A 26,463-nucleotide genomic window follows, 5' to 3' on the forward strand; every position below is an offset into this window, starting at 1 on the left:
TTTAACGAAGCGGAGATTTTGCGTGCGGGCCATTCTTGCCATTGATCAGGGCACAACCAATTCAAAGGCCATTCTGGTTTCGGAGCAAGGCGAGATCCTCTCGCGCGGCTCCTCTGCCGTCGGCATCTCCTATCCAAAGCCAGGCTGGGTCGAACAGAGCCCGGATCGCATTTGGGCCTCCGTTTGCGAAGCCATCGCGATCTGCCTGGACGGTCAGGCAAACATCGAGATTGAAGCCGTCGCAATCTCGAACCAGCGCGAATCCGTGACCATGTGGGACGCTCTGAGCGGGGAAGCTCTGGGGCCTGTGCTGAGCTGGCAGTGCCGCCGGACTGCCGACGACTGCGCACGGCTTTCATCAGTCGGACATTCTGACCGCGTGATGGCGCTGACTGGCTTGCCGCTCGATCCCATGTTCCCCGGTTCAAAAATGCGCTGGCTTCTGGAGCGAGCGCCTGCAGGAAAGACTGTCAGGCTTGGGACAATAGACTCCTGGCTGATCCACCGAATGACCGGAGGGGCTCATCATGCCTGCGATGCCGCCAATGCTGCCCGCAGCCAGCTTCTGGATCTGGAAAAACAGGTGTGGAGCGAGGAACTTTGCGAGCTTTTCGAGGTGGCCCCATCCTGCCTGCCCGACGTCCGCGATAGCGCCAGCCAATTCGGCGTGACGTCCGGGGTACCCGGTTTGAAGGACGGGATTCCGATTGCCGCAGCGATCGGCGATAGTCATGCTGCCCTCTTCAGTCACGGCGCATTCCATCCAGGCGATGGGAAGGTGACCTTTGGCACCGGCTCTTCGATCATGTCCACGTTGTCGTCCTATGTGGCACCGAGGGATGGCATCACGACAACCGTTGCATGGCGGCTCGACGGAAAGCCGACCTTTGCCTTTGAAGGCAATATTCTCGTTTCCGCAGCAAGCCTTCCCTGGATGACGGAAATTCTCGGGCTTCCCGATGTGGCAGCACTTTGCGAACTGGCTGCATCCGCGGCACCCGGTGGCCCCGGCTTCGTGCCAGCATTCGTTGGGCTCGGTGCCCCCTATTGGGATACGGCCTCTCGCGCGCTCTTCTCGCAAATCAACTTTTCTACCAGTCGTGCGCAAATGGCCCGCGCTGTAACAGATTCCATTGCCTTTCAGGTGCATGATGTGATCGCCTGCATGCAGGCTCAATCGCCGGAACCAATGGGCAGGCTTTTTGTAGACGGCGGTCCCAGTCAAAACGGCTTCCTGATGCAATGCGTGGCCACTATGTTGGATCGCAACATCATTCAGCGCAATGCACCGGAGGCATCGGCCCTCGGTGCAGCCTATCTTGCCGGCCTTTCCATTGGACTCTGGAAGAGCCTGGAGGAGATTGCCGCTCTGTCTGCTGGCGGTACCGTGATCGAACCCCAGCAGGAAGACCGGGAAACGCTGCTGACGACATGGCGCGATGCTGTTGCCCGCTCGACCTTCGCCCCCACAACCGCTAAACGTGAATAATCATTCACACCGGAGGGTAACGTGGGGCGCATCAATGAACTCAGGCTGATCACACGCGTGGCGCAGATGTATTACATCGAGCGAAAGCGACAGGCGGACATTGCCGAACATCTTCATCTGTCTCAGGCTACCGTCTCGCGCATGCTGAAAAAGGCAGAGGCGGAAGGCATCGTGCGCACCAGCGTCATCCCGCCTGCCGGCACTTTCAGCCATCTGGAGGATGGACTGCGCGAACGCTTCGCGATCCCGGAAGCCATTGTCGTGGACTGCTCAGAAGATCGCGACGGCGCCATCATGTCTCGTATCGGGGAAGCGGCAGCGCATTTGCTCGAAGCAACCCTTTCCGCCGGGGAAGTTATCGGCGTTTCAAGCTGGAGCCAGACCATCTTCAAGATGGTTGAAAACATTCATCCGCAGAAAGGCGCTGTTGCAAAATACGTGGTCCAGACCCTGGGGGGCATGGGGGATCCTTCCGTTCAGACCCATGCAACGCAATTGACCACCAGGCTTGCCAGATTGACTGGCGCGGAACCCAAGCTTCTGCCTGTGCAAGGCCTTGCCTCCTCGCGGGAAGCAAAGCTCCTGATGCTTTCCGACCCGTTCGTGCGGGAAACCACCGACCTATTCGGCAGCATATCGTTGGCTATTGTCGGCATCGGCGCGGTCGAGCCATCGGAGCTTCTGGCACGTTCGGGAAACATATTCTCATCTCGCGAATTGTCAGATTTGGCCGAGGCTGGAGCTGTCGGAGACATCTCGCTGCGCTTTTTCGATAAGGACGGCAAATCCGTCAAAACGCCCCTAGATGATCGGGTGATCGGACTACCTTTGGAAAACCTGAACAATGTCGAGCGTGTCATTGCTCTTGCCGGTGGACAGAAGAAGACCGAGGCCATTGCGGGTGCTTTGAGAACCGGGGTGATCGACGTTCTCGTCACAGACAAATTTACGGCAGAGCGGCTTGTCGCGATGCCAGGGTAAGCACTCAGAACAACGAGGAAGCATTTCGGATTATTCCGTCTTGCGGGAATGCTAAGGGAAGACGAAAGGGAGGATGATGAAGCGCTTCGAGGGACAGGTCGTTTTTGTAACGGGCGGCAACAAGGGTATCGGTTACGGGATTGCCCGTCGATTCGCGGAGGAAGGCGCCCGGCTTGCCATCGCCGCACTTGAAGAGAACACACCAGAGATTGCCCGCCAGTTGAGTGAGGAGACCGGCGTGAAAACTCTTGGTCTCACCCTTGACGTCCGCGATGCTGAGGCCGTCCGCTCCGCCTATGGAGAAGCGGAAGCAGCACTTGGGCCCCTTTCAATCTCGGTGCAGAACGCTGGCGTGATTACCATTTCCAAGGTTGAAGACCTCACGGCAGATGAGTGGGACCTCAACATGGAGGTGAACACCAAAGGTGCGTTTCTGTGTTGTCAGGAGGCCATTCGGCGGTTCAGGGCAAGTGGCACCAAAGGTCGCCTGATCAATACCGCATCCGGCCAGGCGCGGCAGGGATTCATCTACACACCCCATTATGCCGCATCAAAATTCGGTGTGGTCGGCCTCACCCAAAGTCTCGCCAAGGAAGTTGCGGCAGAGGGTATCACCGTCAACGCCATTTGCCCCGGCATTATTCACACCGACATGTGGGACTATAACGACCGCGTCTGGGGAAAGATGCTGGGCAATTACGGGCCGGGCGAACTCATGGCAGAATGGGTCAGGAACATTCCGATGCAAAGGGCAGGCACTGTTGCAGAGGTCGCTGGTCTCGTCAGTTTTCTCGCATCGCGTGATGCAGACTATATCACCGGCCAGACAATCAATGTCGACGGTGGGCTGATTATGTCCTGACAGAGACCGGGAAGCGGCAATCCAATCGCCGACGGGCTGTCACAGTATCCCCCAGGCTCTGAAACGTCCCCTCCCCGTGACTTCACGAAGATTGAGTTCTTCAATCAGACGAAGGGCTGCCCGTTGCGTAATCTGGGCAGCCTGCGCAACCATTTCCGTCGACACTACCGGCCGCGACAGCACAACTTTAACCACCTCCGGCAATCGCGACGAAGACCTGCGTCCCGTCAGACGCCGATCCAGTAATTGCTTGGCCAGAAGCAAGCGGTCATGCTCCTTCAATCCCTGTTCGGCGGAAATCTGTATCGCGCGTAGAAAGGCGCCAAGGCGCACCTCCGCCTTGCGGTGCGTTCGTTGTTCGCGGCCTATCGACTTCAAGCCGATATTCAGACCCGGCAGCAAAGACACAAACCCTGCCCTTTTGAGGCTTGAAGCCACGAGAAGCCGGCCTAACCACGCCTGTCTCTGAAAAACCTCCAGTTTGTTCCAGGCATCAAGGAGAAGAACGGCCTGCAGCATTGCCGGGCGTGATTGAACATGCGGCACTATATCCAGCCATTGCGCCAACCGTCCGTCTTCATTCCAGTCCATATCGTAAACAACCGGATCTCGTGTCGCCGCCTGGGGTGAAGCAAGACCCGTGTCTCGCAAGACCGCTTCCGTTCGTGCCAACAGGGCGTCCATCTCTGCGATCTCTCGCGACAGAGGATCAAAGCCGTCGTCCTCTGGTACTCGCGTATTCTCCACCGTGCGCAGGATTGCTTGCTGTATCGTGACTGTCTCACCCTGCTCCGACCGGCGAAGTGCGTTGATACCGCTTGCCGTCAGCGCCCATTCTCCCGTCTCTTGAGCAAGGCGGCGCCTCGCGCGAAGCACCTCTCTCGCAATCGTCAATTCATGGCTGGGCGCACGAACATCCTGTCCGGCATCATGGAGCACAAGTTCTTCTGCATGGACAAGTTCACCGTCAACCCAGAGAGAAGCGCATGCGTCAGCGAAGTGAGTGCGTTCCACAAAACCCTCTTGAATGGGAGACCGGGCTAACCGTTCATCGAGCCTGCATAGATCGGCTGATGCTCTCACGAGTGGGTCAAGCAGTTCATCAAGTACGAATTTGGGTTGAATGTAAGCCATTGAAATTATGGTAAACGAAACCCTAAACGGACGCTAGATGAGAGTTTGTGTCCGTCACCGGCTGACGCCCCATTTCTAGTGGATTTGGGTAGCATTCCTGAAGAATGGACGTGTCTCAATCGCAATGCATCGCCTCTACTCACCATAGCAACTTCCACTGATTCGAACCACAGGTCTTGGATGCGATGAGGTATTAGCCAGTGCGTCCGGGGTTTTACAGGCCATGCTTGTTTTGCTGAGCATGTGTTTGGCCCTTAGAAGCGACATGACCAAGGGCACTGGTGAGAAGCCCTGCCGCTCCGCCCTCTTCGACAGATCGCACAGATAGGCCGCAGGACTTTGAATGCTGTCCAGTTTTTCCAGCATGCCTGCAAGGACGATGGCAGCGTTCATCGGCCCCATCACTGTCACGCTACGATGATAGGTATGGGACGAAATACCGAGCATGGAGCGTGCGAGAGACGCAGCAGACGCTAGATCGTGCCATGTTCTGATGATGCCTTGCGGGCTGTAATTGATTATTTCCGGGCATGCACGCAGCACCATGTCCAGTGGAATAGAGGGAGAAACCGTCAAACGCTTCGCATTATCTTCATGAGCCTGTGGCATTCTCTCTGCGTTCAGTGCTTCGCCGTTTTCAGATTCAGGAAGAGATTCGGATTCTGACTCCTCTATGTGACGGACATTGTGACCGTCACTGACGGACAAAACATCCAATTTCTTTTCCTTTTTCAGGGTGTTGATCACCTCTTCCTTGAGAACTTGCAGTTGGCGGAGAACGGACTCGATCTGCGCCAGATTTGCAGTCCGTGGAAGTTGAGCAAGAATTGAGTCCAGCCGTGCCTCGGAGTTTTCATTGGATGCGAGGTTTCCGATAGCGATCAGTTTGCGGATGTCACGACGGCACAGAGAAAGCATATCCTTGCTGCGCTTCAGTTGCATGCGCTGTTCGGCAACCTGCTCTGCCATTTCAGCAAACTCATGCGCTCGCTTGAGAAGCGGTTCCAGGCTGAAGCCGAATGCGATCTCTATTGATCCGGTCTTGTTGCGATGGGCGTAGCGTTTGCCGTTGGGGCTATCGTGGCGCTCAATCACTCCAGCCTCCGTCAGGGCGGCAAGATTACGTCTGAGCGTGCGGCTGCAAATTCCGTGAGAGCGGGCAGAGAGCTGGGCGTTGGATGGAAACACCACCAACATGCCGTCAGGCTTCAACTCGCTGTCAGGGAAGAAGGAAAGCAGTGCATTGAGAACTGCCAGAGCCCTGTGCTGCAGACCGAGTTTCTCACGTGCTTCGCATATGTCCCGATAGACCTTCCATTTGTCGACAGAGAGGCTCGCCTTGGTTTCGGCACTCATCATCTGCCGTTTTACCAAGGCAAGCGTCATCGACCGCCGCCCAAAGGGCGTCGTTATCTTGTCGCTCTGCATTTTCCTTCACCTTCCACAAGGCAAAAGAAATCCGCTCACCAAAACGGTGCCAAAAACTCTTGACTGCGATTCGTGAAAATGCGATTCTCTGTCTTGCTTAAGGATATGAGAAGGGCTTCCACGACGGAAACGTTTGGGGGGCCTTTTTCTTTTGCTACTGAGCCTTTCCTGACTGTTTCAGATATTCCGAGTGCAGATGCGGCAGCTGCTCCGAGATGAACTCGGCAAAGCCTACCGGCACTGTTTTGTTGAAGCTGATCTTGGAGCCAGATCGCGAATGCGCGATGGTTCCAATTATCAAACCGCCCGCATGGATTTCACGCGTACCGGCTCGGCTCGGCGCACTTTCCTGCTCTGCTTTCAAAGCCGCGAGAGCCAATGAGAACCGGTCTGCTCCGTCCTTGGCACGTGTTAGAGATGCCTCGACGCGCTGCGCAGCGTTCTGCGTTTCCTGCCAGATCTCCACAAGCTCCATCCAACGCCGGCGGCCTTTATCAGGGCTGCGGCCGATCAGACGCAAGGCATCGCCCGGGATGACCGACGCAATTCGGATCATCTCAGATATGTGCGATTTTCCGGTGGAGAGCGATGCGCAGATGACATCACGACTGAAGCCGGCCTGTTCCTGCGCATAGGCGAAGCTGCATTTCTCGATGAAGGTGAGATCATCACGGTTTGTGTTTTCTTCACCCTGATAGATGATGGCCTGTTCATCGCTCAGTTCCTTGACGATGGCGCGGAACTTGATGCCCAGCTCACGCGCGGCAGCGAGCCTGCGACGCCCATAGACGATCTGAAAGGGCTTGGATCCATCCGAGAGCGGACGGACAAGACCGGGCACGATCTGTCCCTGTTGCCGCATCGACTCGAGGATTTCCGCCATGGCACCGTCGTCATAGGCACCATCGAAGCGATCCTGAATAGCCGATTCAGCAATCTGATCGACATCGATCTCGGCGATGCGATCACCTTCCTTCAACAGGCGATCCAGGATCTCACCCCTCTCCTGCATCTGGCGGATGCCATCTGCGACTTTCTTGAGATGAGGAGATTGCGAAGGCGGTGCGGCAGGCTGAGGCGCTGCTGGGGCAGGCGCTTGCATCTGCCCCAGCACATTCGCAAACATGCCCTTGGAATCTTTACGGCTCATACACGCCCCCATGCAGACCAGATGAGTTTTTCAATCTCTTCATTGGCTGCGTTCAGTGATTCAATGGCGCGGTCATAGGTCTTCGGTGAAGAGAACCGGCTGCGTTGAACTTCATACAGGCTCTGTTTCCAGGTCAGAGCGTCCGCCACGGCTGTCGATTTGATCATCATGTTGAGGAGAAGGTTTTCTCCAAACACCTGACGCATCAGAGCGGCCATATTGGCTTGCGGGTGATCGTTCGGTTCAAATTTGGTAATCAGGAAGCGGGCGAAGTCCCAGGATACGGAAGCGCCGATATCGTTGAGGATCTGCATATAGGATGATGCAAGCTCCAGGAATTTTCCGGTCGCGTCCACATCCAGCATATGTGCCGGCACCGGAATGATCACGCCTGTCGCAGCGGTCAGTGAGGAAAGGGTCAGGAAGTTGAGTGACGGGGCAGAATCCATGAGGATGATATCGTAATCATCCGAGACCTGCTCGAGTGCCTGGGAAACACGCAGAAGAAAGCTCGTGCCGCTTTTGCGCATTTCCAATGCGACTGCTGTTTCGAACTCTGTCAGTTCCAGCCCTGCGCAGATAACATCGAGGCCAACGATATGCGTTTTATGAATGAGTTCGCGTGTCGGGCGTGGGTTCTCAAAGCGAATTGCTGCGTAGAAGGTATCGTCGCTTCTGGGGTCGAATGTGGGCAGCGTGCCGTATAGGCTGGTCAAGGACGCCTGTGGGTCAAGGTCGAGTGTCAGGACGCGGTAACCCTTCAAGGCGAGATAATGTGCCAAGTGAATGGTCGTGGATGTCTTGCTGGACCCGCCCTTGAAATTGGTCACGGAGATGATCTGGCAAGCCTCGCCTTCGACGCGGCGTGGGTTCATCCACTTCTTGCGTCCGTTTTCGGCGAGCATCATCCGCAGTTCGAGGATCTGTTCCAGCGTGTACATGCGGCGACCATTGCCGCTGACTTCAGGGGTTGGTCCCTTCTCTTTCTGAACGATCTGGCGAATATAGGCCTCAGAGACATCCAGTAATTGAGCCACTTCCGCTGCCGGAAACAGGCGCATCTCCCGCAAGGAGTCAGGCGGATATTGCGCAAGCGAAAGGCTTTGCAGTGCGCTATCGAGCTTCGTCGAGAAGCTCTGCATAAAATCAAGGCTACTTAGGTGGCGGTTCACGATTCGGTTCCTCGGTTCATGCGATCAGATAAAGTCAGCCTTGGTTAACAGCTCGTCAACGCAGGCGATGTTTCGGAAAAAATCGAAACTTCGCCATTTCAGCGCAACTACAAACTTATATCGATTCGGATTGAGGAGGAATGGGCCAAAAGTTCCCCGCGGGGAACTGCTGTGAGAACGCGATAACCTGTTCCCCGCGGGGAACAGGTGGCGTTCTGGATATGTTGCTTCAGTATCTTCGTGTGGCGCCGTCGTTCAAAGCGAAGCCTGCCGCACGACGCGCCAATCGGGCTGCCCGAGGTTCAAGGGCCAAGGGTGCACTTCTCGATCATTGAAATAGACGACCTCTGTGAGCAGATCCATCTCCGCAGGGCGCAGTGTCGCATCGTTCATCCAGTTGGAAACATAAGCGTCGCTGCCCTCATACCCCAGTTCGGCAACCCAGACTTCCTTGCCGAAAGGCTGTACGAGATCATAGCCCGGCTTGAGTGCCTCCACGAATGCCCTCGCCCCGCCCAAGGAAAGCTCATCATATTGCTCCAGTCCAAAGACTGAAAGTCCGATAAGGTCCAGCTGATCACCCCCCGGGAAGTAGGCCGCAAGGTTGGGCAGGCCCTTGGGCGACCACATGATGCGGGCATTAGGGGCCTCCTGTCGCACAATCCCAATCATGCGCCTCCATGCCGTTTGGAAGTCTTCCGGCGGCCAGCCAGACCAGGAAAAGCGGCCGGTAGTGTCTTCCATCTCCTGCGCCCAGCGGATGACGACCGGGCGGCTCAAGCTTCCGGCCACTCTGGAGATTTCTCGCATGTTTCCATCATAGGTCCCGTTAAGGACGCGCCGCCTGAGTTCGTCGCTCGAGACCCGCCAGTTTTCATCCCATGACCAAGGTTCCACCGTAATCAGCAGGTTGCGATTGCGCTCGGCGGCGTAGCTATCGGCAGCGCGTAAGGAGGCAAGATCAACATCTTCCCATGGAAGAAAGAGTGCTTCAGTGCTCACGCCGGATTGACCGCCGAAATCACCCCACGGATCGTAGGCACCAAAGGCGAGCCCGTCCTGCCTCAGTATCGGGCGCTTGTCCCGGATTGTCTGTTGGCTTGGCAGATTGGCGACGGTACGGGTTAAGGCGCCGGATGCAGCCAAGCCGCCCATCGACAAGGCGGCAATGGAGAACTGTCTTCTGGAAAACCGTGACATGACACTCACCCTTTTGGCTTGAGCCTCAGCGATTGCTGGAAGCGCGATGCCGGTGCCGATACCGTATCGGCACCGGATAGTTTCCGAATTTCGTCTTTTGGCCGGATCTTGGCGTGGCGGAAGATGTACCAGTTGCCAGCGGGGTGGCGTCGCTGGAAGATCACTTTGTCTGCCCGCATATGGCCGAAGCAGGTGGCCGCTCGCGCGCTCCCTTCACGCGTTGTCCACCGCGCAAACATGCAGAGCTTGCCGTTGTCATCCACTGTCCAGCGACCGATGCCGATAGATGGCTTTCCCCCTTCGGCGGTATAGGCATTGAATTTCATTCCTTTCGTCGACAATCTGCCGCCGCCAGCTTTCCAGACCCAGGTTTTGTCGCCGTAAAGTTCAGTCAGTTCGCGGGCGGAGAGCGGCACGACAACGCGGTCTGTCGCCCCTGCGCCGGCCGGAGCGAGGAATGAAAAGGTCATCGCCAGTGTCGAAACCAAGAGCTTTGCAAGATGCTTCATGTTCTGCCCTCCCCGGCCCTTAAACTGGAGTTTCCTTCATTCCAGGGGCCGACCAAATGAACTCGGAACTTGTGGATCGTGGACTTGCCGCCAAGCCCGGCACCGGCGACCTTGAACTGCGTTTGCGTCAGGCGAACGAAATTCTGTCCCTCGGCCAGTGAGGCCACTGCCAGTGGTGCCTGTTCAGTAACAACGCCGAGAGGCGCCAGAGCGGTAATGAAGGCTGTGGCGGTCAGGGCAATGCTTTGTCGCGCTTTTGAAAATGCGGCCCGGCCATTTTCAAGGAGGTGCCGCGAAACAATCAGGCAGCACCCCACGGCATAGACCAGGATATTCAGATAGGCGAAAATGAAGAAGCCATGTGCGGCGCCGTCCTTCGAGGCGAACCAGATGACCGCCGAGCTCAGCATAGAAAGGCCGAGATAGGGCGCAAGAACCGTGGCAGTTAAGGGAGATGTCGCCCCCTGCCCTTTCGGTGTAATTCTGAAGTCCACAAAGCCGCCTCGCAGGTGATCGCCAAGGGCAAGGATGCAGCCGAGAAGTGCCCAGGGCCAGCGTAGACACACGAAGGCTATGCCCTCCCACCCGAAGAGCTTCGCATTGGCGGGGCGATAAACGCCACTTGCCCGCCAGAAGAAGGCGGCCAGGATCAAGAGTGCTGATATTGGCAGACAATGGACCATGAATTCCGGCCAGGTGACGGATGCAAGCGGATGACCGCTTGCCAGCGCAATCAGCGGAAGGCTGAACATCACTGCCATGAAGAGCGATGAAAGTGGATACCAGAGCTGTGCGAAGAGAAATTGGAAGCGCAGGCGAGCCGGAAGCATCGGCACATATTGAGGCGAGTAGCGCAGGAGGATCGTCATCAAGCTGCGCGCCCATTGCAGTTCCTGGACAATCAGATCGCTGAATGTCTCTGGCCCGTCGCCGTGGGCAATCGCATCAACTGCATGCAGACCGCGCCAGCCGAAGGCATTCATCATCAGTGTTGTCGAATGATCTTCGGCCAGTTCAGGGCCAAGACCACCGATCTCCTTGAGTGCAGCGGTTCTGACCGCATAATGGGAGCCGATACACAGAGGCGCCCAGCCATTGTTATATCCCAGCTGAAGCGCGCCATGCAGGCTGGCTTCTGCATACAGGCGCCCTCTGGCAGCCCAACTGCGTGCGGCATTTGCATCACATAGGCTGGGGGCAGATACATAACCGATGCCTGGATCGTTGAAGGCCTTGAGAATGTTTGCAAGATAGCCGGGGGTTGGCGCGTGATCCGCGTCGAACTGTGCGACGAAATCATAGCGCTCATATCCTACGGTATCGTAGAAGTAGGCGAGGTTGCCTTCCTTGCAGCGCGTGCGTCTGGGCCATTCACGCCGATGATAGGCTGTAACCCCTTTGCGGCTGCAGATCTGTACCTCGTTTTCCGAGCACCAGTTTTTGACCTCATCAGAGGGGGCTTCATCAGCGAGCCACACATCCGGTCGTATAGGGCAGTCTTGGTGCTTCATCGCAATAAGCGTGCGTTTGACGACAGTGAACGGCTCAGACGGGGCCTTTGTCACGACCATTGCTATCCGGCCATGCGCCAAAGGCGCGCCGGGATCGATCCGTTTGGCAAAGAAGAAGAGGAGAATGAAATAGGCTGGAACAAGTGTGATCCAAGCCATGACAAGTGTGAGAAGCAAGAAGGTCGGCAAGCGATCGATGTGTGTAGGGTCGAGCCACCAGAGCCAGAAATTCAGGAGTGCGGCCAGCCACAGAAAAATGAACAGGACATAGACCCAACGGGAGCGGCCCCGGAACACGGGAACGAGATGGACCTCGGCGAGGAGAGGCACCTGACTCATGGCCGCATCCTCAAACCAAAGCCCGGTGCCGCAGTGGAGACGATTGTTCGCAAGTCGGATCGCTCAGGCGAAAATCTCAGCATCCGCTGTGCTTGACGGGGGTCGGCCACCAGCGCTGCCGGATCGCCTGCTCTTTGCGGTCCCACAGAGAAAGGCACAGATCTTCCCGTCAGCGTCTCTATGGTGCGGAGGACATCGAAAACAGAATGGCCCATGCCGGTACCAAGGTTGAGACGCAGGGCCCCGCCACCACCTTCCAGATGGCGCACCGCTGCAACATGCGCATCCGCCAGATCGGAAACATGCACATAATCCCGTACACAGGTTCCATCCGGTGTCGCGTAATCGGTACCGAAGATGTCGAGAGCGTCGATCTGTCCACTCGCCGCCATCAGCGCACGCGGAATAAGATGCGTTTCCGGATCGTGTCTCTCAAAAAGTTCGGAATCGGGGTCTGCCCCGGCAGCGTTGAAGTACCGCAGCGCAACATAACGCAGACCATAGGCCATTGCGTAATCTTCCAGTGCGAGTTCCAATATCAGCTTGGTGCGGCCATAGGGATTGATTGGCGTTTGTGGTGTTGTTTCGTCGATCAAAGGCTGCTCACACGCTCCATAAGTGGCGCAACTGCTTGAAAAGACTACATTTAGTGTTCTTGTCTGTAGACATGCAGAAAGAAGTGCGAGCCCCTGCAAGACGTTGTTTTCGTAATATTGTTGAGGGTTGCTCACCGATTCGCCGACATAGGCACTTGCTGCGCAGTGCACGACAGCCACCGGGCGATAAGTTTCGAGTGCCCTTGCGACCTTCTCAAGATCTCCAACATTCGTCTCGACAAGTAACCCCCAGCGAACTGCATCCGCATGGCCCGTCGAAAGATTATCGAGTGCGACAGGGGTAAACCCGGATAGGTGCAGGGCTTTGCAGATGTGACTGCCAATGAAGCCAGCGCCCCCGGTCACGAGGACGTACCGTCTCATGTCACGCCACCTCTGCGGCTTCTGGTGCGGTATTGGCTTTGGCCAGCACCCGATCGAAATAGCGCACCGTCTTTCGCAGTCCCTCTTCCAGGTGCACGGTTGGATGCCAAGCCAGCTCGGCCTGCGCCTTTGAAATATCCGGTCTGCGCTGGCGAGGATCGTCAATCGCGGCTGCAAGATGAACGATACGCGACCGCGAGCCGGTCAGGTCTCGTATCATTCGCGCCAGGTGAAGAACGGGATATTCAACCGGGTTTCCGAGATTTGTCGGACCAGTGATGCCATCGGGCGATCTGCTCATGCGCATGAACCCCTCGACAAGATCATCGACATAGCAAAGCGATCGCGTTTGCAAACCATCGCCATAGATCGTCATGTCTTCATTCTTCAGGGCTTGAACGATGAAGTTCGACACGACACGGCCGTCATCCAGCCGCATGCGCGGGCCATAGGTGTTGAAAATTCGGATAACCTTGATCTTGAGGTGATGCATACGGCGGTAATCGAAAAAGAGGGTTTCCGCGCTTCGCTTGCCTTCGTCGTAGCAGGCGCGGGGTCCAATCGGATTCACATTGCCCCAATAATCTTCCTGTTGCGGATGCTGAACCGGATCGCCATAAACCTCTGATGTCGAAGCCTGGACAATGACGGCATCGTTTCGTCGCGCCAGGTTGAGGCAGTTGATCGCTCCGATGACATTCGTGGTCAGCGTCCCAACCGGATCGCGTTGGTAATCAATAGGCGATGCAGGGGAGGCGAGGTTAAAGATCAGCGGCGCTTCCGCTCGAAAGGGCAGGCGAACATCGTGATGAATTGCCTGGAAATTGGTTCGGCCTACCAGATGGCTGACATTGGTCCTTCGTCCGGTGGAAAAATTATCAATGCAGGCCGTGTTGAGGCCTTCGCTGAGTAATCGCTCACAGAGATGAGATCCGAGGAAGCCAGCCCCACCCAGAACCAGAGCATCAGTCCTTATTCTCATGCCAGCTTCCCTTTGAAAGCCGTCGCGGACGGAAAGTATTCGACTCATGGTACCTACTCCAACACGGTTACTGCACGCAAAGGAGGCTCAGCGTGGCGTAAAGCGCCCCGTTAAAACCGGCGATACTGCGGAAATCAGAAGGTTATTCAGCCACGTCGCCGGACGTTAATCAATAATCAATAATGTTATAACTAATTTAGGTAGCTTGCTGCGCGGCCTAATACTTTCAGCCGCTCATGGCGGCCGAGGAGAAACAGCCTCAGGCCCAGGCGGGACAACGAGGAGAACGCGTTGGCGGTACATCCAGATCTATTGGCTTTGATGGCGACATTGACGATTGTCGCCTCCTGTTCGGCGATACCTGTTCCTCCAATCCGGCAGGTCGAGGTCGCCGCATTGCCATCCGCAACGGCGCGCGGCCCACAAAAGCCTATTGTGAAGGCTGAAAGCCGTAACCAGATTGACCCTATGCAGACCGCAGCGCTGACGCCGGCAGCGCCACGCATCTTTTCGGCCTCGCCCTATGTTTGTACACCGAGCGGGTTTGGCCAAAAGGCACGCTGCGTACTTCGGTAGTGCATTCGCCGGGCTCCAGGGAGGCCCTTGCTCCTGTCCGCTTGCAATATGTGCTCGGACAGGGCCCGCAAACTGATTGAGGCTAGATCTTCAGAGTGTCACCGGAGGAGATCCGGCAACTGATAGCTCAACCGCCTATTCGTCTTGTTTGTCAATTGTTGCCGCCTTTTCGGTCCATATCGAAGAAGCGTGAAGCAGCCTCGGTGCGATTGCGCACATGCATCTTCTTGTAGATGTTTCGAATGTGCACCTTGACCGTATTTTCGGAGACGCGAAGACGATCCGCGATGATCTTGTTTTGCGCTCCCATGCACAGAAGATCCAGAATCTGAACCTCGCGAGTGGTCAGGGCCATTGCCCCGGTGGGAAGCTTTGCAAAGTTCGGCGTCTGTGGGGGGCGTTGACCATTGGCAAGCTCGCGCATGGTTCCAGGCTCGTTGGACTTGCGTAGACGCTGTAGCAGCGCGGAGGGAAAATGCTCTCCGCCTTTCACCAGAAGCTGGATGGTTGCCAGAAAGACATCCAACCGCATGTCCAGTGGAACTATACCATCTATGACATCATTTTCTGGCAGAGAGCGGAGCAGTGCTTCCGCGACATCCAGACTTTCCACCACGATACCAACCGAGGCGCTTGTCTCACGGTCTTCAAACCTGTCGATGATATGAAGAACGTCCGTGGCATCCGGCCTGTACAGCAAAACAAGTTGCGTCTCATCCAGCTCGGATTGGTCGAGGTCATGGACCGTTTTCATCCGCAGGATGTTACGCTCGGGAAAATTTCTGGATAGTACTTCGACAATACATTCCGCGAGCAAATTATCATCTGCAACCATGATGATGATTCCACTCTCAATTCTGCGAGCGAAACCCCTGGATTTTCTAGGGTCATGAGACTCTGTCATAAACATTCCTGCCCCCCGATGAAACAGACCGACTTGATACTTCAATACTGGTGTCACGCCTTATTAGTTATTTATTATCAATATTAGATGAAATTATTGGGGGTACCAATCACCATTTTGGGTTAGTTTCGCCTGTACGCTATTGCTTTCGGCGAAATACACGATCTAGCGCGCTGATTTTTCGAGCTGATTCGTTGTTAACCAAGAAGATGTCAACACAGGTTGATCTTCGGCTCAAGATTGTATCGGGTTGCATACCCCAAATCGCTTAGGCGGCCCTTGCCCTGACTGAAAGTAACACTCCTCCCGGCTCGCATCTGAAGCACCTAGCCGATAGTTGTTCTTTCGCAAAGAAGCCCGAGCGCGACCGCAATTTTTGGCTTCGGATCATTCAATCAAATCGAAGTGGATTTCGCCCACCCGGATGAAGTTCAGGCAAAAGTTGAGCTGGAAGGGCTAATCACAATTCGTGGCTATCAAGGCAAAGGGAATTGCAGTTCAGTTGCGGCGTCGAAAGGCACCATCACGGTTTTGAGTAAAACGATGGTTGTCCCCGATATAAATGGCCCAGATGCAACAATGACTGTGTCGAACACTCGTATAGCGTGCCGGCATGATCAGATTTTTGCGCTCAGGGACATAAAGTAGCCGCAGGTTTTATTCGTTCAGCGTTGGCCTGCATTCTGAAATCGGAGCGTTAAGACCTGAGAATCCCAGTAAAGATGAACGGGATTAGTGTCCGCGCTCCATTTTTCTCCGAAGGAGGAGTGGCATGCCGTTTCCTATGGGTTCAAACGAAACCAACAATATTGCAGTTGGTGCGCTCGCAGAGGGCTTTGCAAACAGTGCGATCAATTCGACCGAAGTCGATGAAGGATCCACGGGCTATGTCGGTGGCGTGGCAAATGGTGACAACCGCGACAATACCGACAACAGCGTTGACCTCGACCTGAAGGCCAACCTGGAAATGAACAACGGTTCGAACCGGGACAACAGCTATGACTGGGATTACGATAGCAAGTCGTATTCCGACAACGACAATATCTCGGATAATGATACCCAGGTGATCACCAACACCGAAACGAAAGTCAGCTCGGATTATGACTGGAGCTATGACAGCAAGTCAGTCACCAGCACCAATACCGAGACTGACATTAAGACCGACATCGATACCGACACCAAGACAATCACAACCTCTGATGATGATACGGCCAACGGCAGCTACAACAAGGCCGATACCGACTTCGCGGTGCTTGAAGATGTCAAGGATTTCGGCAATCTCGGCATTGCGGGCGGCGACCTGACCTTCAACCTTGGCGATGACTTCTCGTTCACGCTCGACGTCGACAATATCCTGAACGATTCCCTGAACGGAGACGGTAATGACTCCGGCTTCAGCGCGGTTCAGGCCAACCATCTTGCTGACCAGGACGCTGCCTGGGAAGTTCGCATGGAAAATGCCGGTGCGGAAAACCATCTCTCGGCCAATGCTGGCGAGGCGCATGGCGCTATTGGCATGGACATGGACGGCAAGGGTTGGGACCTCGAGGCAGGCGACGACGCAGCTGGCACGAGCACGGCAGATGCATCGGCTATCCTCGCCAATTCCGGCTTCCACTTCGAGTTCGTGCAGGGTGCAAACATGCTGAGCAACGCCATCGACAGCAGTGTCATCGGCGGTGACTCGCACACCAGCACTGTCGGTGAAGACACCGGCGCCTGAGGCACTCTCACAGGCACGAAAGACTGCACCGGCACAGCGCTGCCGGTGCAGCATGAACGCTCGCAACACGCACATGTATGATCGTGACCCCCGCAATAAGAACCTGCGGATAGCTCGGATGATGCATGGGAGGCGGGAACATGTACGCAGATAAGATCACAGACATGATCGCGCATTTCATCGGCCATTTCGAAATGGTGACCGAGGAAATGAGGCTGCGCGTGACCCCGAATGGTGGAAGCACCATCAATACCCCCGCAAGATCGCCTGATGTCGATGGACCTTCTGCACCGGATTTTGCTTCTGATCTCATCCTGGATGATTATAATCCGCAGGTGAAGTATGCAGGGCCGCATCTCACCTTGATGCCTGCCAAGTGGATTCCGCAACGCCTCGATCAACAAGAGAAACAATCCGATAGCCCCAATTCTCCGGGTGACCTGGATCCAGCGGCCGCAAAAGCGATGACACCGCCGCCGCTTGACGTCCCAGACGTTCTTAAGGTTTACGTCGGGCCGGGTTCCGCTCTCTCTCACATGGCGCAGGTGAACCTGCTGCAGGATGACGACTACCTCAATCTGGTCGACAGCCTGCGTGACACGGTGGATCTGCAGTTCGTCAATCAGCGCTTACACGATTATACCGTCCTCGCTTCCGCAAAGACGCCATTCAGTGAACTTCATCGGACAGATGGTTACGAAGGGCTGCAGGCGATCTGGGGCAAAAGCCATGCGTTTGCCGAGATTATCACGGGCGATAAGCCGGGTCAGCTTGCTGGATCTCCGGAGGATGCGCTGGAGCAGGGCAATCATTCTCTTGCGACGGCAGGCCCGGTCCTGAGCGGGGTCTTCGTAAACGGACAGCTGGTATCGGCTCTGCCTGTCCTGGATGATCTGATGCCGGAAAGGGGCATTGCAGCACCATCCGGAAAACCGGAAAAAAGCGATGTCTCGCTCGAGGAAAACTCCTCTGCCCATAACACGCTTGTGGTTGCTGCAGGCGCCAATGTCTCTGCCAACATCGTCAACCTGACGAACGTTGGCATCGTGACTCCAACGCTGACTGTGATGGGTGACTATCACCAGCTGAATGTCATCAGTCAGTCCTACGTCTACAGTGACCACGACAGCATTTCTCATCCCGCGGGTGGAGATAGCCGTCAGGATGTACTGTCCGACCCCTATCAATCGCTCGGCACAACATCCCTCAATGTCGCCAGTTTTTCCCAGTCGCAATGGGGTAGCTCGGGGTCGCAGAGCGAAAGTTCTCGTGAAGACGAGCCCGTTTTTCCTCAGAGCTGGAGGGTCAGCGTCGTCGACGGGGATGTGAGCTTCGTTCAGTGGATCGAACAATATAACTTCGTCACAGATAACGATCAGATGAAGCTGACCTTCACCGGCACGGATACATCGGTCATCATCGGCGGAAATGCTGTCGTCAATCTCTCATCCTATCTGGGTCTCAGCCTGCAATATGACCTGGTCATTGTCGGCGGCAATGTGCTGGACATGAATATCATCAGCCAGATATCCGTTCTCTACGATAATGATTGGATATCCGCAGCGAGCTACGGCGAAGGCTTTACCGCGCAGACTGGCAATAATCTCATCTGGAACGGCGCTTCGATCCATGAAGTCGGCATGCCCGACCGTTTCGAGTCCGTGCAACAGGACATGCGGGATGCGGTGGATGCGATTGAAAATCGTGATGCGTCCATGCCCGCTTCGCTTGCCCAGAACGAAAATTTCGAGGGACTGAGCCATCTCGACGTTCTCTATATCACCGGCAATCTCTACGAGGTTTCCGTCGTCAAACAGGTGAACGTGCTGGGCGATGCGGATCATGTTCGGCAACTGGCCAATGATGCTGCCTCCCATTCACCTGGGGCAACGATCAGCGTCGACACGGGCAGCAATGCTGTCGTCAACATCGCATCGATCATGGATTACGACAGCTTTGGCGGATCGACCTATGTTGGCGGTCAGCTCTATTCGGATTCAGTCCTGATCCAGAGTGGCATTATCGAAGATGACGAGACTGTTCCCCAAGCCACTTTACCCCGTCTTGCGAACGAAGTGATCGCATTTCTGGGCGATGAGGCAGGGGAGGGGACATCCAATCAGGACGGCATCATCAATGGCGGGCACGATCTGTCCTGGTCGCTCGCCCATCCCGTGGATGTAATGCAGACCGCAATCGCCTGATCAAAAGAAGATTTGACCAGCAGCTAAGCCTATTCGCTGAAATTTGGGGGATTTGATCGTGAACTCGCAATTACCTCGGTGGATCACCGGAAAGCCCGTTCCGAACGATTCAGCCGCGGGCTCTTCCGATAAACCGTCTGCTACCGATGACCAGCTGACTGAACTTTGCATTTCGGCAATCGACAAGGCTGTCGATGATATTCGCCAACTCTCCAGCGCTGGAAGGCAGGAAACGGCCAAGGCCCCGGATGTGGATGCGCGCATCTCGCCAACCATGCCTCTTGGTAAAACGATAGAGGGCGATAAAGGTCCTGTTCAGTTCAGGGATTTGCGGCCCGGCTCCGGCAATGGCGACAATGGAAAAGCGCCTGATGGCGGTGGAGGCGGCGGCGGCGGTGGTGGCCATAGCGGATTTCACAAACGAAGCGGTCCCACCAATTTTGCCGTCAGCCTCGCAAAGGCCATCGGCACCGTCCGCCGCAACATAGCAATCGTGATGGTGTTCACGCTTGCCATCAACGTGCTGGTGCTCGCAATTCCTCTCTATCTCTTTCAGATTTCCGATCGGGTTCTGACCAGCCGCTCCATCGATACCCTCATCATGCTGACCAGCATCATTCTCGGTGCCGTGGTTCTTCAGGCATTTCTGGATTCCATTCGCCGCTTCATTCTCATGCGAACGGCAGTCGAGATGGAGGTGCAATTGGGTGCGCCAATCCTGAGCGCGGCTGCGCGTGCGTCCTTGCATGGCTCTGGCAAGGATTATCAAACCCTCCAGGACCTTCAGCAAATTCGCACCTTCCTGACATCAGGAACACTGGTTGCCTTTCTCGATGCGCCCTTGATGCCCCTCTTCGTTATTGTTGTGTACCTCGTCCATCCGCATCTCGGCATGATTATTCTGGCATGTTGTGCCGTGCTTTTTCTCATCGCCTGGCTGAACCAGAAATTCACGGCAAAGCAATTTGCTGAAGCAAACGGATACCTGACGAGGGCAAATTTTCATCTGGAATCCATGGCGCGCAATTCGCAGATCATCAACGCCATGGCGATGATACCGGAAGCTGTGCGCATGTGGGGGCATGATACTGCCGGTTCCCTGAAAGCGCATGTTGCGGCGCAGGATCGAAACATTGTCTTCACCGGCTTCTCCAAGGCGGCGCGAATGATCACGCAGGTTGCCCTGCTCGGCTGGGGCGCGCATCTCTCGCTCTCTGGCGAATTGACCGGTGGCATGGTTATCGCCGCATCGATTGTTTCCGGTCGGGCGCTCGCACCCGTTGAAGGTGCCATAGAGGGCTGGCACCAGTTCAATCGGTCAGCTTCAGCTTACGGACGCATCAAGGCGCTTCTGTTGAATTCTCCTCTCAATTTCCCGCGTCTGCGGCTGCCTAATCCGGAAGGCCGTTTGGAAGTCGAACGCATTCTGTTTGTTCCGCCGCCGCAGAAGAAGGTTATTCTGAATGGCATCTCCTTCTCGCTGAAGAAGGGGGAATCCCTTGCCATCATTGGAAATTCCGGGTCCGGCAAGACGACGCTCGGCAAGATGCTGGTTGGGTCGATATTGCCCACTTCTGGCAATGTGCGCCTTGATCTGATGGATCTGCGCAACTGGGATCAGCGGCAGTTCGGCGAAAGTATCGGTTATCTGCCGCAAGATGTTCAACTCTTCCCCGGTACGATCAAAGCCAATATCAGCCGCATGCGCGATGATGTGGATGATCGTGAGATCTATGAGGCGGCGGTTCTTGCCGATGTGCACGAACTGATTGCCAGCTTTCCCCAAGGCTATGAAACCGTCGTCGCATCCGACGGTGCGCCGCTATCCGGCGGGCAAAAGCAGCGCATTGCGCTCGCCCGTGCTTTCTTCGGCAGCCCGAAGCTTGTTGTCCTAGATGAGCCCAATTCCAATCTGGATACGCAAGGCGAACACGCTCTGGCGAATGCGCTTCTCCACGCCAAGAAGCATGGCATTACCACCGTCACGATCACGCAGCGCCCTGCGCTTCTGCAGGCCGTGGACAAGATCCTTGTGTTGAAGGATGGCTCGGTTGCGATGTTTGGCGAGCGGATCGAGGTTTTGAAGGCACTCTCCGGGAAATCCGGGGCGGGTGAACGCCCTCAGTCGCGGCTCGAGGATCGGTGATAATCATGTCAGCAAGTCTTTCCATCAAGAATGCTGCGGCACCGGAATGGTATGCAGAAGTTCCCCGATCCATCCGCTTTCATTGTTTGCTGGGCCTCGGCGTTCTTGCCGCAACCTTTGGTGGGTTCGGTGTTTGGGCTGGCACGGCACCGCTTGCTTCAGCCATTATTGCGCAAGGCAGCTTTGTTGCTACTGGCAATAACAAGATCGTTCAGCATCTTGAGGGCGGCATCATCCAGGATATGAAAGTGGCGGAGGGAGACCGCGTGCAGGAGGGCGATGTGCTGCTCACGCTGGATCGTACCGCAGCCCTTTCCAATGAACGCGCGCTGAAACTGCGCCGCTTGCGGCTGGAGGCCGTTGTCGTCCGGTTGAGAGCGGAGGCTCAGGGCCTAAAGCAACTGACCTTGCCGGATATTGTCACAAGGGAGGCTGGTGATCCCGATGTTGCTGCCATTATCCAAAGCCAGCAGGTGATTTTCAACAGCAAGCGGATCAAGCTGGAAGAGCAGCTGAATCTCATCGAAAAAAACATCCGCTCGCTTGAATTCCGGCGTGCCGGTTATCAAGGCCAGAAGGCAAGCTTCGAGCGGCAGTTGGCACTGCTTTCCGAAGAGCGCGACGCCAAAGCCAAACTGGTCGAGATCGGTCACACCCGCAAGATGGACCTGATGGCCGTTGAGCGGGCAGTTGCAGACGCTATGGGTGAAATCTCCCGTCTTCAGGGGGAGATCAACGAGACCGAGGCGCAGATCGACAAGTTCCACCAGGAAGCTGTGATCGATGTGAACGCGACCAAGCAGGCGGCACTCGACGCATTGGAAACGGCGGATGCCGATCTGGACAGTGTGCGCGAGCAGATGGTGGAGGCTGCAGGTGTGCTGGAGCGCACCGTAATCCGTTCGCCGGTGACGGGAACGGTCGTGCGGGCCTATTATCACACTGCTGGCGGCGTTATCACCACCGGCAAACCCATCATGGAAATTCTGCCAGCCGGTGTGCCTCTCATTGTGGAGGCGCAGATTTTGCGCACGTCGATTGACCAGATTCACAAGGGCCAGCCAGCGGCGATCCGCCTGTCATCGTTGAACCGGCGCACGACACCTGTTCTGAACGGCCGGGTCTTCTATGTCTCGGCAGACTCGGTGGAGGACGTGTCGGTCGGTGTGCCGAAGGATGTCTATATCGTGCGTGTCGAGGTGCCGGAAAGCGAGCTTGCCCGCATTCACGAGTTCCATCCGGTGCCGGGAATGCCAGCCGATGTTCTGATCCAGACCTCCGAGCGCACCTTCTTCGATTATCTCGTCAAGCCGGTGACCGACAGTATGGCCCGTGCGTTTCTGGAACGGTAGGTAAGCCATGGGGAACGTACCGGATATTCTCCTCAAGGTTGGCCGTCTGAACTATGTCTGGACCAATACGGAAAGTCTGCTGATCTACGTGATCACGCATCTGATGGCGGTGGACAAGGAAACGGCTGTTATCGTTTTCCTGACACTGAACACGACGCGCGCCCGTATCGATCTCGTGGAGCGGCTGGCCAAGCGACGTTCGACCCCAGAGGCGGAACGGAAGGAAATTCTGGTGGCTATGGCGCGCATCAAGCGCGCTTCCAAGGTGCGCAACAAATACAATCACAGCATCTATTCCTTCAACGAGCAGGGTGAAATGACGGCCACGCAGCTGATGCGGCTGGTCGAGACGGAGGATTCCGTCCGGTACGGCAAGGTGGAGGAGCTGGATGAACGCGAGCTGGAGCAATTGGAGCGTTCGATTGCCGAAATTGCCGATATCGCGCAGACCCTTTGGCGCTTCATCCATGCAAGCCCTCATTTGAAGGGGGAGATCTGAGGCGACCTCGTCATACATTTTTGTTCAGCAGCGTCAGGGGCAGGGGGCAGGCAGTGTATATAGATGTCATTGAAACCGTACAGGATTTTGCGCAGGCGCGACGGGATTGGGAGGCGGTCTGGCAGGCAGATCCGCACGCCCAGTATTTCCTCTCATGGGATTTCCTCTTCCGCTTTCTCAAATCAAAGCAGAGGTGGCTGATTCTGGCTGCGCGCAGCGCGCAGAAGAGGGGCGCGCCCTATGTGGCATTCTTTCCTTTGAGACTGCAAACCCGGCAGAATGAAAAGGGAATGTTCGTCGATGAATTCTACATGGCCGGAAATTACTCTTGTGATTACACGGGCCTGATATCTCTGCCGGAATTCGAGCCGGAAGCCATTGAGGCATTTGCAACCTGGTTTGCGCGGCAGAGTTGGTATCAGGTAAAGTTCGATTATTTTGTCGGACCGCCCGAGAGGCGTGAAGCTTTGGTTAAGGCGCTACAGGGGCCATTGATCATGTTTCGCGATAGCGCACCGCCCATTCGCGACGGTATCGACAATACCATTTGCCCGGTGGTCACGCTGCCAGACGATCTTGACGTGTATCTGACTGGCACGCTTGGCAGCCGGACCCGTAAGGAGGTGCGCCGCTATCTGCGCTGGATGGATAGCGAGAGCGAATACCGTATCACGCACAGCACGCCAACGACGGTGGAGCATGATCTCGATATTCTGTTTCATTTCTGGCGCATAAGATGGTCGGCGGAAAAGGGTGAAAAGACCGAAAGCATGATCGCAAGCACGCGTCAGATGCTGATGGTCTGCGAGGAAGCCGGCGATCTGGATGTTGTCGTGCTCTGGAAGGGCGAAAGGCCCCTGGGCGTCAACGTCAATATTCTGGATCGACACAAGCGCCGTCTTCTCTTCTATATTACCGGCCGCGACCTGACCTGGGCGTCCGATCCGGCTCCCGGCCAAATGTTGCACGCCCATTGTATTCGTCGCGCCATTGATGAGGGCTTCCGCTATTATGATTTCCTGCGCGGCAATGAGCCTTACAAATTTGCCTATGGCTCAACCGAACATCGTCTTACCTCCACTTTGTTCCGTTCACGCAGCGGGATGAACACTCATGGGCGCTTGAACAGCCGCAGCATTCGCTTTGTGTATGAGCAGGCCCTCAGGCTGTACACTGAGGGGAAGAAGAACGAGGCGGAAATCGCTTTCGGGCAGGTTCTGCAATCGGCGCCCGGCCACCGTGGCGCGGAGTTCGGCCTTGCCAATCTCCTGTTTGATCGCGGAACACTCTCGAAGGCGGAAGCCGCATGGCTTGCTCTTCTCCCGCGTGTGGATGATCCCGTTCCCGTTCTTCTCAAGCTCGGCGATGTGCGGCTCGCCCGGAAAAGCTACAGGCTTGCTGAGGAGACTTTCGGGTCCATCTGCAGGGTTTGCCCTTCGCATCTGGAGGCGCTCTACAAACGAGCCGTTGCCCTGGTTGCCATGCAGCGAACAGAGGAGGCTTTTCTCATTCTTTCCGAGGTTGCGAATGCCAAGACCGCCAGCGCCAGCGATAGATTCCATGTCGAAAAGGCTCGCAAGGCTCTGGTGAAGATTGCGCTGTCGCAAGCGCAGAAATACACGGCCTCCCTGACGCCGCTGCAGCTGCCGGAGATGGCACCGCCGGAGGCCCGTATTTTACATTAGAGAAATCTTACAAGTCATGACTTGATTTCAGTCAACGCAAGGACATCATCTGTGATTAATGTTGCCGATGGGAGGGACGGCATCGTGATGACAGGATGATTGAAATGCTGGAAGACCGTATCAGACGCCCCTCTCTATTGGACAAGATCGTGACGCCGAGGGAGGCGGCAGGCCTGATACGCGATGGGATGACCATCGGCATGAGCGGGTTCACGCGCGCGGGAGATGCAAAGGCGGTGCCGGTTGCACTGGCCGAGCGTGCCAAGACCGATCCCTTCAAGATCACACTTCTGACCGGGGCATCCCTGGGGCATGACATTGACCGCATGTTGACGGAAGCGCATGTGCTTGCCCGGCGAATGCCTTTCCAGACGGATCCGACCCTGCGTGCCGCCATCAATCGCGGTGAGGTGATGTTTGTCGATCAGCATCTGTCCGAAACGGTCGAGCATCTGCGGGCGCATCAGCTGGGGCCGATCGATTATGCAATCATTGAAGCTGCAGCCATTCGTGAAGATGGCGGGATCATTCCATCCACCTCCATCGGAAACTCGGCCAGTTTTGCCATTCTCGCCAAGAAGGTCATCGTGGAAATCAACCTGCTTCAGACGCTCGATCTGGAAGGCTTGCACGATATCTACATTCCGACGCGTCGTCCTATGCGCGAGGCAATACCCGTCACCGCCTGTGACAGCCGCGCCGGCTTGCCCTTCATCCCTATCGACCCGGATAAAATCGCCGCGATTGTGATAACCGAGCAGAAGGACAGCTTTTCCACGGTCGAACCGGCGGATGACGACACGCAGGCAATTGCCAATCACCTCATTGGTTTCTTCGAGAAGGAAGTTCAATGCGGCAGGCTGGATCTGACACTGAACCCTTTGCAGGCAGGTATTGGCACAATTGCGAATTCCGTGCTGGCGGGGCTCGCTGCGGGCCCGTTCCATCATTTGCGGCTTTACAGCGAAGTGCTGCAGGACAGCACCTTCGATCTGTTCGATGCAGGCAAGCTGAGCTTTGCTTCCGGCTCCTCCATCACACTTTCATCGGCCTGCGCGGCACGCGTCTATGCGGATTTCCGCCGATACAAGGATCGGCTCGTGTTGCGGCCGCAGGAAATCAGCAATCATCCGGAGGTTATTCGGCGGCTTGGTGTGATTGGCATCAATACGGCGCTGGAGGCGGATATCTACGGCAATATCAATTCCACCCATGTGAACGGAACACACATGATGAACGGGATTGGCGGTTCGGGTGATTTTGCCCGCAACGCCTATCTTTCAATCTTTGTCACGAAATCTCTGGCGAAGGGCGGACGTATCTCCTCAATCGTGCCTATGGTTCCCCATGTGGACCACACAGAGCATGACGTGGATATCATTGTCACGGAGCAGGGACTGGCCGACATTCGTGAACTGGCACCGCGAGAAAGAGCGGTTGAAATCATCCGGAATTGCGCTCATCCGAGTTATCGCGAGGAATTGCTCGACTACTTCACGCGGGCTGTGAAGAGGGGAGGGCATACACCCCACATTCTGGAAGAGGCTCTTTCGTGGCACGCACGCAGCCGGGAAACCGGATCCATGCGGGATGCCGCGCGAAGTGAGGCGGCAGAATAGAGGTCGGACAGGCCGCAA

Annotated in this window: 20 protein-coding genes; 10 read left to right on the forward strand and 10 right to left on the reverse strand. The window is 56.0% G+C overall.

The features are described 5' to 3' along the window. The first annotated feature begins 22 nt into the window (after positions 1-22). From ACFSE1_RS08245 to ACFSE1_RS08255, 3 genes are all read left to right on the forward strand, one after another. Positions 23-1,489, forward strand: a complete 1,467-nt coding sequence (locus tag ACFSE1_RS08245; protein ID WP_377399119.1) for an FGGY family carbohydrate kinase — start codon at positions 23-25, stop codon at positions 1,487-1,489. Between the two features lie 21 nt (positions 1,490-1,510). After that, positions 1,511-2,470, forward strand: coding sequence for a sugar-binding transcriptional regulator (locus ACFSE1_RS08250; RefSeq protein WP_377399122.1), 960 nt, complete (start codon positions 1,511-1,513; stop codon positions 2,468-2,470). A gap of 76 nt (positions 2,471-2,546) precedes the next feature. Further along, positions 2,547-3,332: an SDR family oxidoreductase gene (locus ACFSE1_RS08255; protein ID WP_377399790.1), complete on the forward strand. Its 786-nt coding sequence runs from the start codon at positions 2,547-2,549 to the stop codon at positions 3,330-3,332. A gap of 39 nt (positions 3,333-3,371) precedes the next feature. Here the strand turns inward: ACFSE1_RS08255 and ACFSE1_RS08260 are convergent, their stop codons facing one another. The 10 genes from ACFSE1_RS08260 to ACFSE1_RS08305 all read right to left on the reverse strand — a co-directional run bounded on the left by ACFSE1_RS08260 (position 3,372) and on the right by ACFSE1_RS08305 (position 15,148). Further along, on the reverse strand, positions 3,372-4,466 hold the full coding sequence (locus ACFSE1_RS08260) for an RHE_PE00001 family protein (RefSeq protein ID WP_377399125.1): 1,095 nt from the start codon (positions 4,464-4,466) through the stop codon (positions 3,372-3,374). Positions 4,467-4,601: 135 nt separating this feature from the next. Then, a complete protein-coding gene (gene repC / locus ACFSE1_RS08265) occupies positions 4,602-5,894 on the reverse strand; it encodes a plasmid replication protein RepC (RefSeq protein WP_377399128.1) in 1,293 nt (430 codons plus the stop codon). Positions 5,895-6,048: 154 nt separating this feature from the next. Next, positions 6,049-7,044, reverse strand: coding sequence for a plasmid partitioning protein RepB (repB, locus tag ACFSE1_RS08270; RefSeq protein ID WP_377399131.1), 996 nt, complete (start codon positions 7,042-7,044; stop codon positions 6,049-6,051). After that, positions 7,041-8,216, reverse strand: a complete 1,176-nt coding sequence (gene repA, locus ACFSE1_RS08275) for a plasmid partitioning protein RepA (protein WP_377399134.1) — start codon at positions 8,214-8,216, stop codon at positions 7,041-7,043. Before repA ends, repB begins: the two co-directional genes overlap by 4 nt. A gap of 255 nt (positions 8,217-8,471) precedes the next feature. Then, positions 8,472-9,416 (reverse strand): glycosyl hydrolase family 5, encoded by a 945-nt coding sequence (locus ACFSE1_RS08280; protein WP_377399137.1) that lies wholly within the window; start codon positions 9,414-9,416, stop codon positions 8,472-8,474. 5 nt (positions 9,417-9,421) lie between these two features. After that, positions 9,422-9,925, reverse strand: a complete 504-nt coding sequence (locus ACFSE1_RS08285) for a DUF995 domain-containing protein (protein WP_377399140.1) — start codon at positions 9,923-9,925, stop codon at positions 9,422-9,424. Then, positions 9,922-11,775, reverse strand: a complete 1,854-nt coding sequence (locus ACFSE1_RS08290) for a glycosyltransferase family 2 protein (RefSeq protein ID WP_377399143.1) — start codon at positions 11,773-11,775, stop codon at positions 9,922-9,924. The genes ACFSE1_RS08285 and ACFSE1_RS08290 overlap by 4 nt, the downstream gene beginning before the upstream one ends. Next, on the reverse strand, positions 11,772-12,755 hold the full coding sequence (gene galE, locus ACFSE1_RS08295) for a UDP-glucose 4-epimerase GalE (protein WP_377399145.1): 984 nt from the start codon (positions 12,753-12,755) through the stop codon (positions 11,772-11,774). The genes ACFSE1_RS08290 and galE overlap by 4 nt, the downstream gene beginning before the upstream one ends. Position 12,756: 1 nt before the next feature. After that, positions 12,757-13,737 carry a UDP-glucuronic acid decarboxylase family protein gene (locus ACFSE1_RS08300; RefSeq protein WP_377399148.1) on the reverse strand — a complete coding sequence of 327 codons (981 nt, stop codon included), beginning with the start codon at positions 13,735-13,737 and terminating at the stop codon, positions 12,757-12,759. Between the two features lie 727 nt (positions 13,738-14,464). Further along, positions 14,465-15,148 (reverse strand): helix-turn-helix transcriptional regulator, encoded by a 684-nt coding sequence (locus ACFSE1_RS08305; protein ID WP_377399151.1) that lies wholly within the window; start codon positions 15,146-15,148, stop codon positions 14,465-14,467. A gap of 841 nt (positions 15,149-15,989) precedes the next feature. On the opposite strand from ACFSE1_RS08305, the gene ACFSE1_RS08310 reads away from it, so the two are divergent. The 7 genes from ACFSE1_RS08310 to ACFSE1_RS08340 all read left to right on the forward strand — a co-directional run bounded on the left by ACFSE1_RS08310 (position 15,990) and on the right by ACFSE1_RS08340 (position 26,445). Further along, the gene (locus tag ACFSE1_RS08310; RefSeq protein ID WP_377399154.1) at positions 15,990-16,940 is read left to right on the forward strand and encodes a fibrinogen-binding protein; all 951 of its coding nucleotides are present in this window, start codon (positions 15,990-15,992) and stop codon (positions 16,938-16,940) included. Positions 16,941-17,080: 140 nt separating this feature from the next. Continuing rightward, the gene (locus tag ACFSE1_RS08315; RefSeq protein WP_377399157.1) at positions 17,081-19,144 is read left to right on the forward strand and encodes a hypothetical protein; all 2,064 of its coding nucleotides are present in this window, start codon (positions 17,081-17,083) and stop codon (positions 19,142-19,144) included. A gap of 82 nt (positions 19,145-19,226) precedes the next feature. Next, positions 19,227-21,290, forward strand: a complete 2,064-nt coding sequence (locus tag ACFSE1_RS08320) for a type I secretion system permease/ATPase (RefSeq protein WP_377399793.1) — start codon at positions 19,227-19,229, stop codon at positions 21,288-21,290. Between the two features lie 5 nt (positions 21,291-21,295). Further along, positions 21,296-22,642, forward strand: a complete 1,347-nt coding sequence (locus ACFSE1_RS08325) for an HlyD family type I secretion periplasmic adaptor subunit (protein WP_377399160.1) — start codon at positions 21,296-21,298, stop codon at positions 22,640-22,642. A gap of 7 nt (positions 22,643-22,649) precedes the next feature. After that, a complete protein-coding gene (locus tag ACFSE1_RS08330) occupies positions 22,650-23,141 on the forward strand; it encodes a hypothetical protein (RefSeq protein WP_377399163.1) in 492 nt (163 codons plus the stop codon). A gap of 53 nt (positions 23,142-23,194) precedes the next feature. Beyond that, positions 23,195-24,826: a GNAT family N-acetyltransferase gene (locus tag ACFSE1_RS08335; protein ID WP_377399166.1), complete on the forward strand. Its 1,632-nt coding sequence runs from the start codon at positions 23,195-23,197 to the stop codon at positions 24,824-24,826. A 104-nt stretch (positions 24,827-24,930) separates the two neighbouring features. Continuing rightward, a complete protein-coding gene (locus ACFSE1_RS08340; RefSeq protein ID WP_377399168.1) occupies positions 24,931-26,445 on the forward strand; it encodes an acetyl-CoA hydrolase/transferase family protein in 1,515 nt (504 codons plus the stop codon). Positions 26,446-26,463 lie beyond the last annotated feature (18 nt).

The sequence above is a fragment of the Affinirhizobium helianthi genome (assembly GCF_042680945.1).
Classification (GTDB): domain Bacteria; phylum Pseudomonadota; class Alphaproteobacteria; order Rhizobiales; family Rhizobiaceae; genus Neorhizobium; species Neorhizobium helianthi.

What these genes read in the sequence shown, in the direction of transcription:
- ACFSE1_RS08315 (WP_377399157.1), top strand. Translation starts at nt 17,081, where the DNA reads ATGTACGCAGATAAGATCACAGACATGATCGCGCATTTCATCGGCCAT.
- ACFSE1_RS08330 (WP_377399163.1), top strand. Translation starts at nt 22,650, where the DNA reads ATGGGGAACGTACCGGATATTCTCCTCAAGGTTGGCCGTCTGAACTAT.
- ACFSE1_RS08260 (WP_377399125.1), bottom strand. Translation starts at nt 4,466, where the DNA reads ATGGCTTACATTCAACCCAAATTCGTACTTGATGAACTGCTTGACCCA.
- ACFSE1_RS08300 (WP_377399148.1), bottom strand. Translation starts at nt 13,737, where the DNA reads ATGAGAATAAGGACTGATGCTCTGGTTCTGGGTGGGGCTGGCTTCCTC.
- ACFSE1_RS08310 (WP_377399154.1), top strand. Translation starts at nt 15,990, where the DNA reads ATGCCGTTTCCTATGGGTTCAAACGAAACCAACAATATTGCAGTTGGT.
- ACFSE1_RS08285 (WP_377399140.1), bottom strand. Translation starts at nt 9,925, where the DNA reads ATGAAGCATCTTGCAAAGCTCTTGGTTTCGACACTGGCGATGACCTTT.
- ACFSE1_RS08255 (WP_377399790.1), top strand. Translation starts at nt 2,547, where the DNA reads ATGAAGCGCTTCGAGGGACAGGTCGTTTTTGTAACGGGCGGCAACAAG.
- repC (WP_377399128.1), bottom strand. Translation starts at nt 5,894, where the DNA reads ATGCAGAGCGACAAGATAACGACGCCCTTTGGGCGGCGGTCGATGACG.
- repB (WP_377399131.1), bottom strand. Translation starts at nt 7,044, where the DNA reads ATGAGCCGTAAAGATTCCAAGGGCATGTTTGCGAATGTGCTGGGGCAG.
- ACFSE1_RS08280 (WP_377399137.1), bottom strand. Translation starts at nt 9,416, where the DNA reads ATGTCACGGTTTTCCAGAAGACAGTTCTCCATTGCCGCCTTGTCGATG.
- galE (WP_377399145.1), bottom strand. Translation starts at nt 12,755, where the DNA reads ATGAGACGGTACGTCCTCGTGACCGGGGGCGCTGGCTTCATTGGCAGT.
- ACFSE1_RS08340 (WP_377399168.1), top strand. Translation starts at nt 24,931, where the DNA reads ATGCTGGAAGACCGTATCAGACGCCCCTCTCTATTGGACAAGATCGTG.
- ACFSE1_RS08305 (WP_377399151.1), bottom strand. Translation starts at nt 15,148, where the DNA reads ATGGTTGCAGATGATAATTTGCTCGCGGAATGTATTGTCGAAGTACTA.
- ACFSE1_RS08290 (WP_377399143.1), bottom strand. Translation starts at nt 11,775, where the DNA reads ATGAGTCAGGTGCCTCTCCTCGCCGAGGTCCATCTCGTTCCCGTGTTC.
- ACFSE1_RS08325 (WP_377399160.1), top strand. Translation starts at nt 21,296, where the DNA reads ATGTCAGCAAGTCTTTCCATCAAGAATGCTGCGGCACCGGAATGGTAT.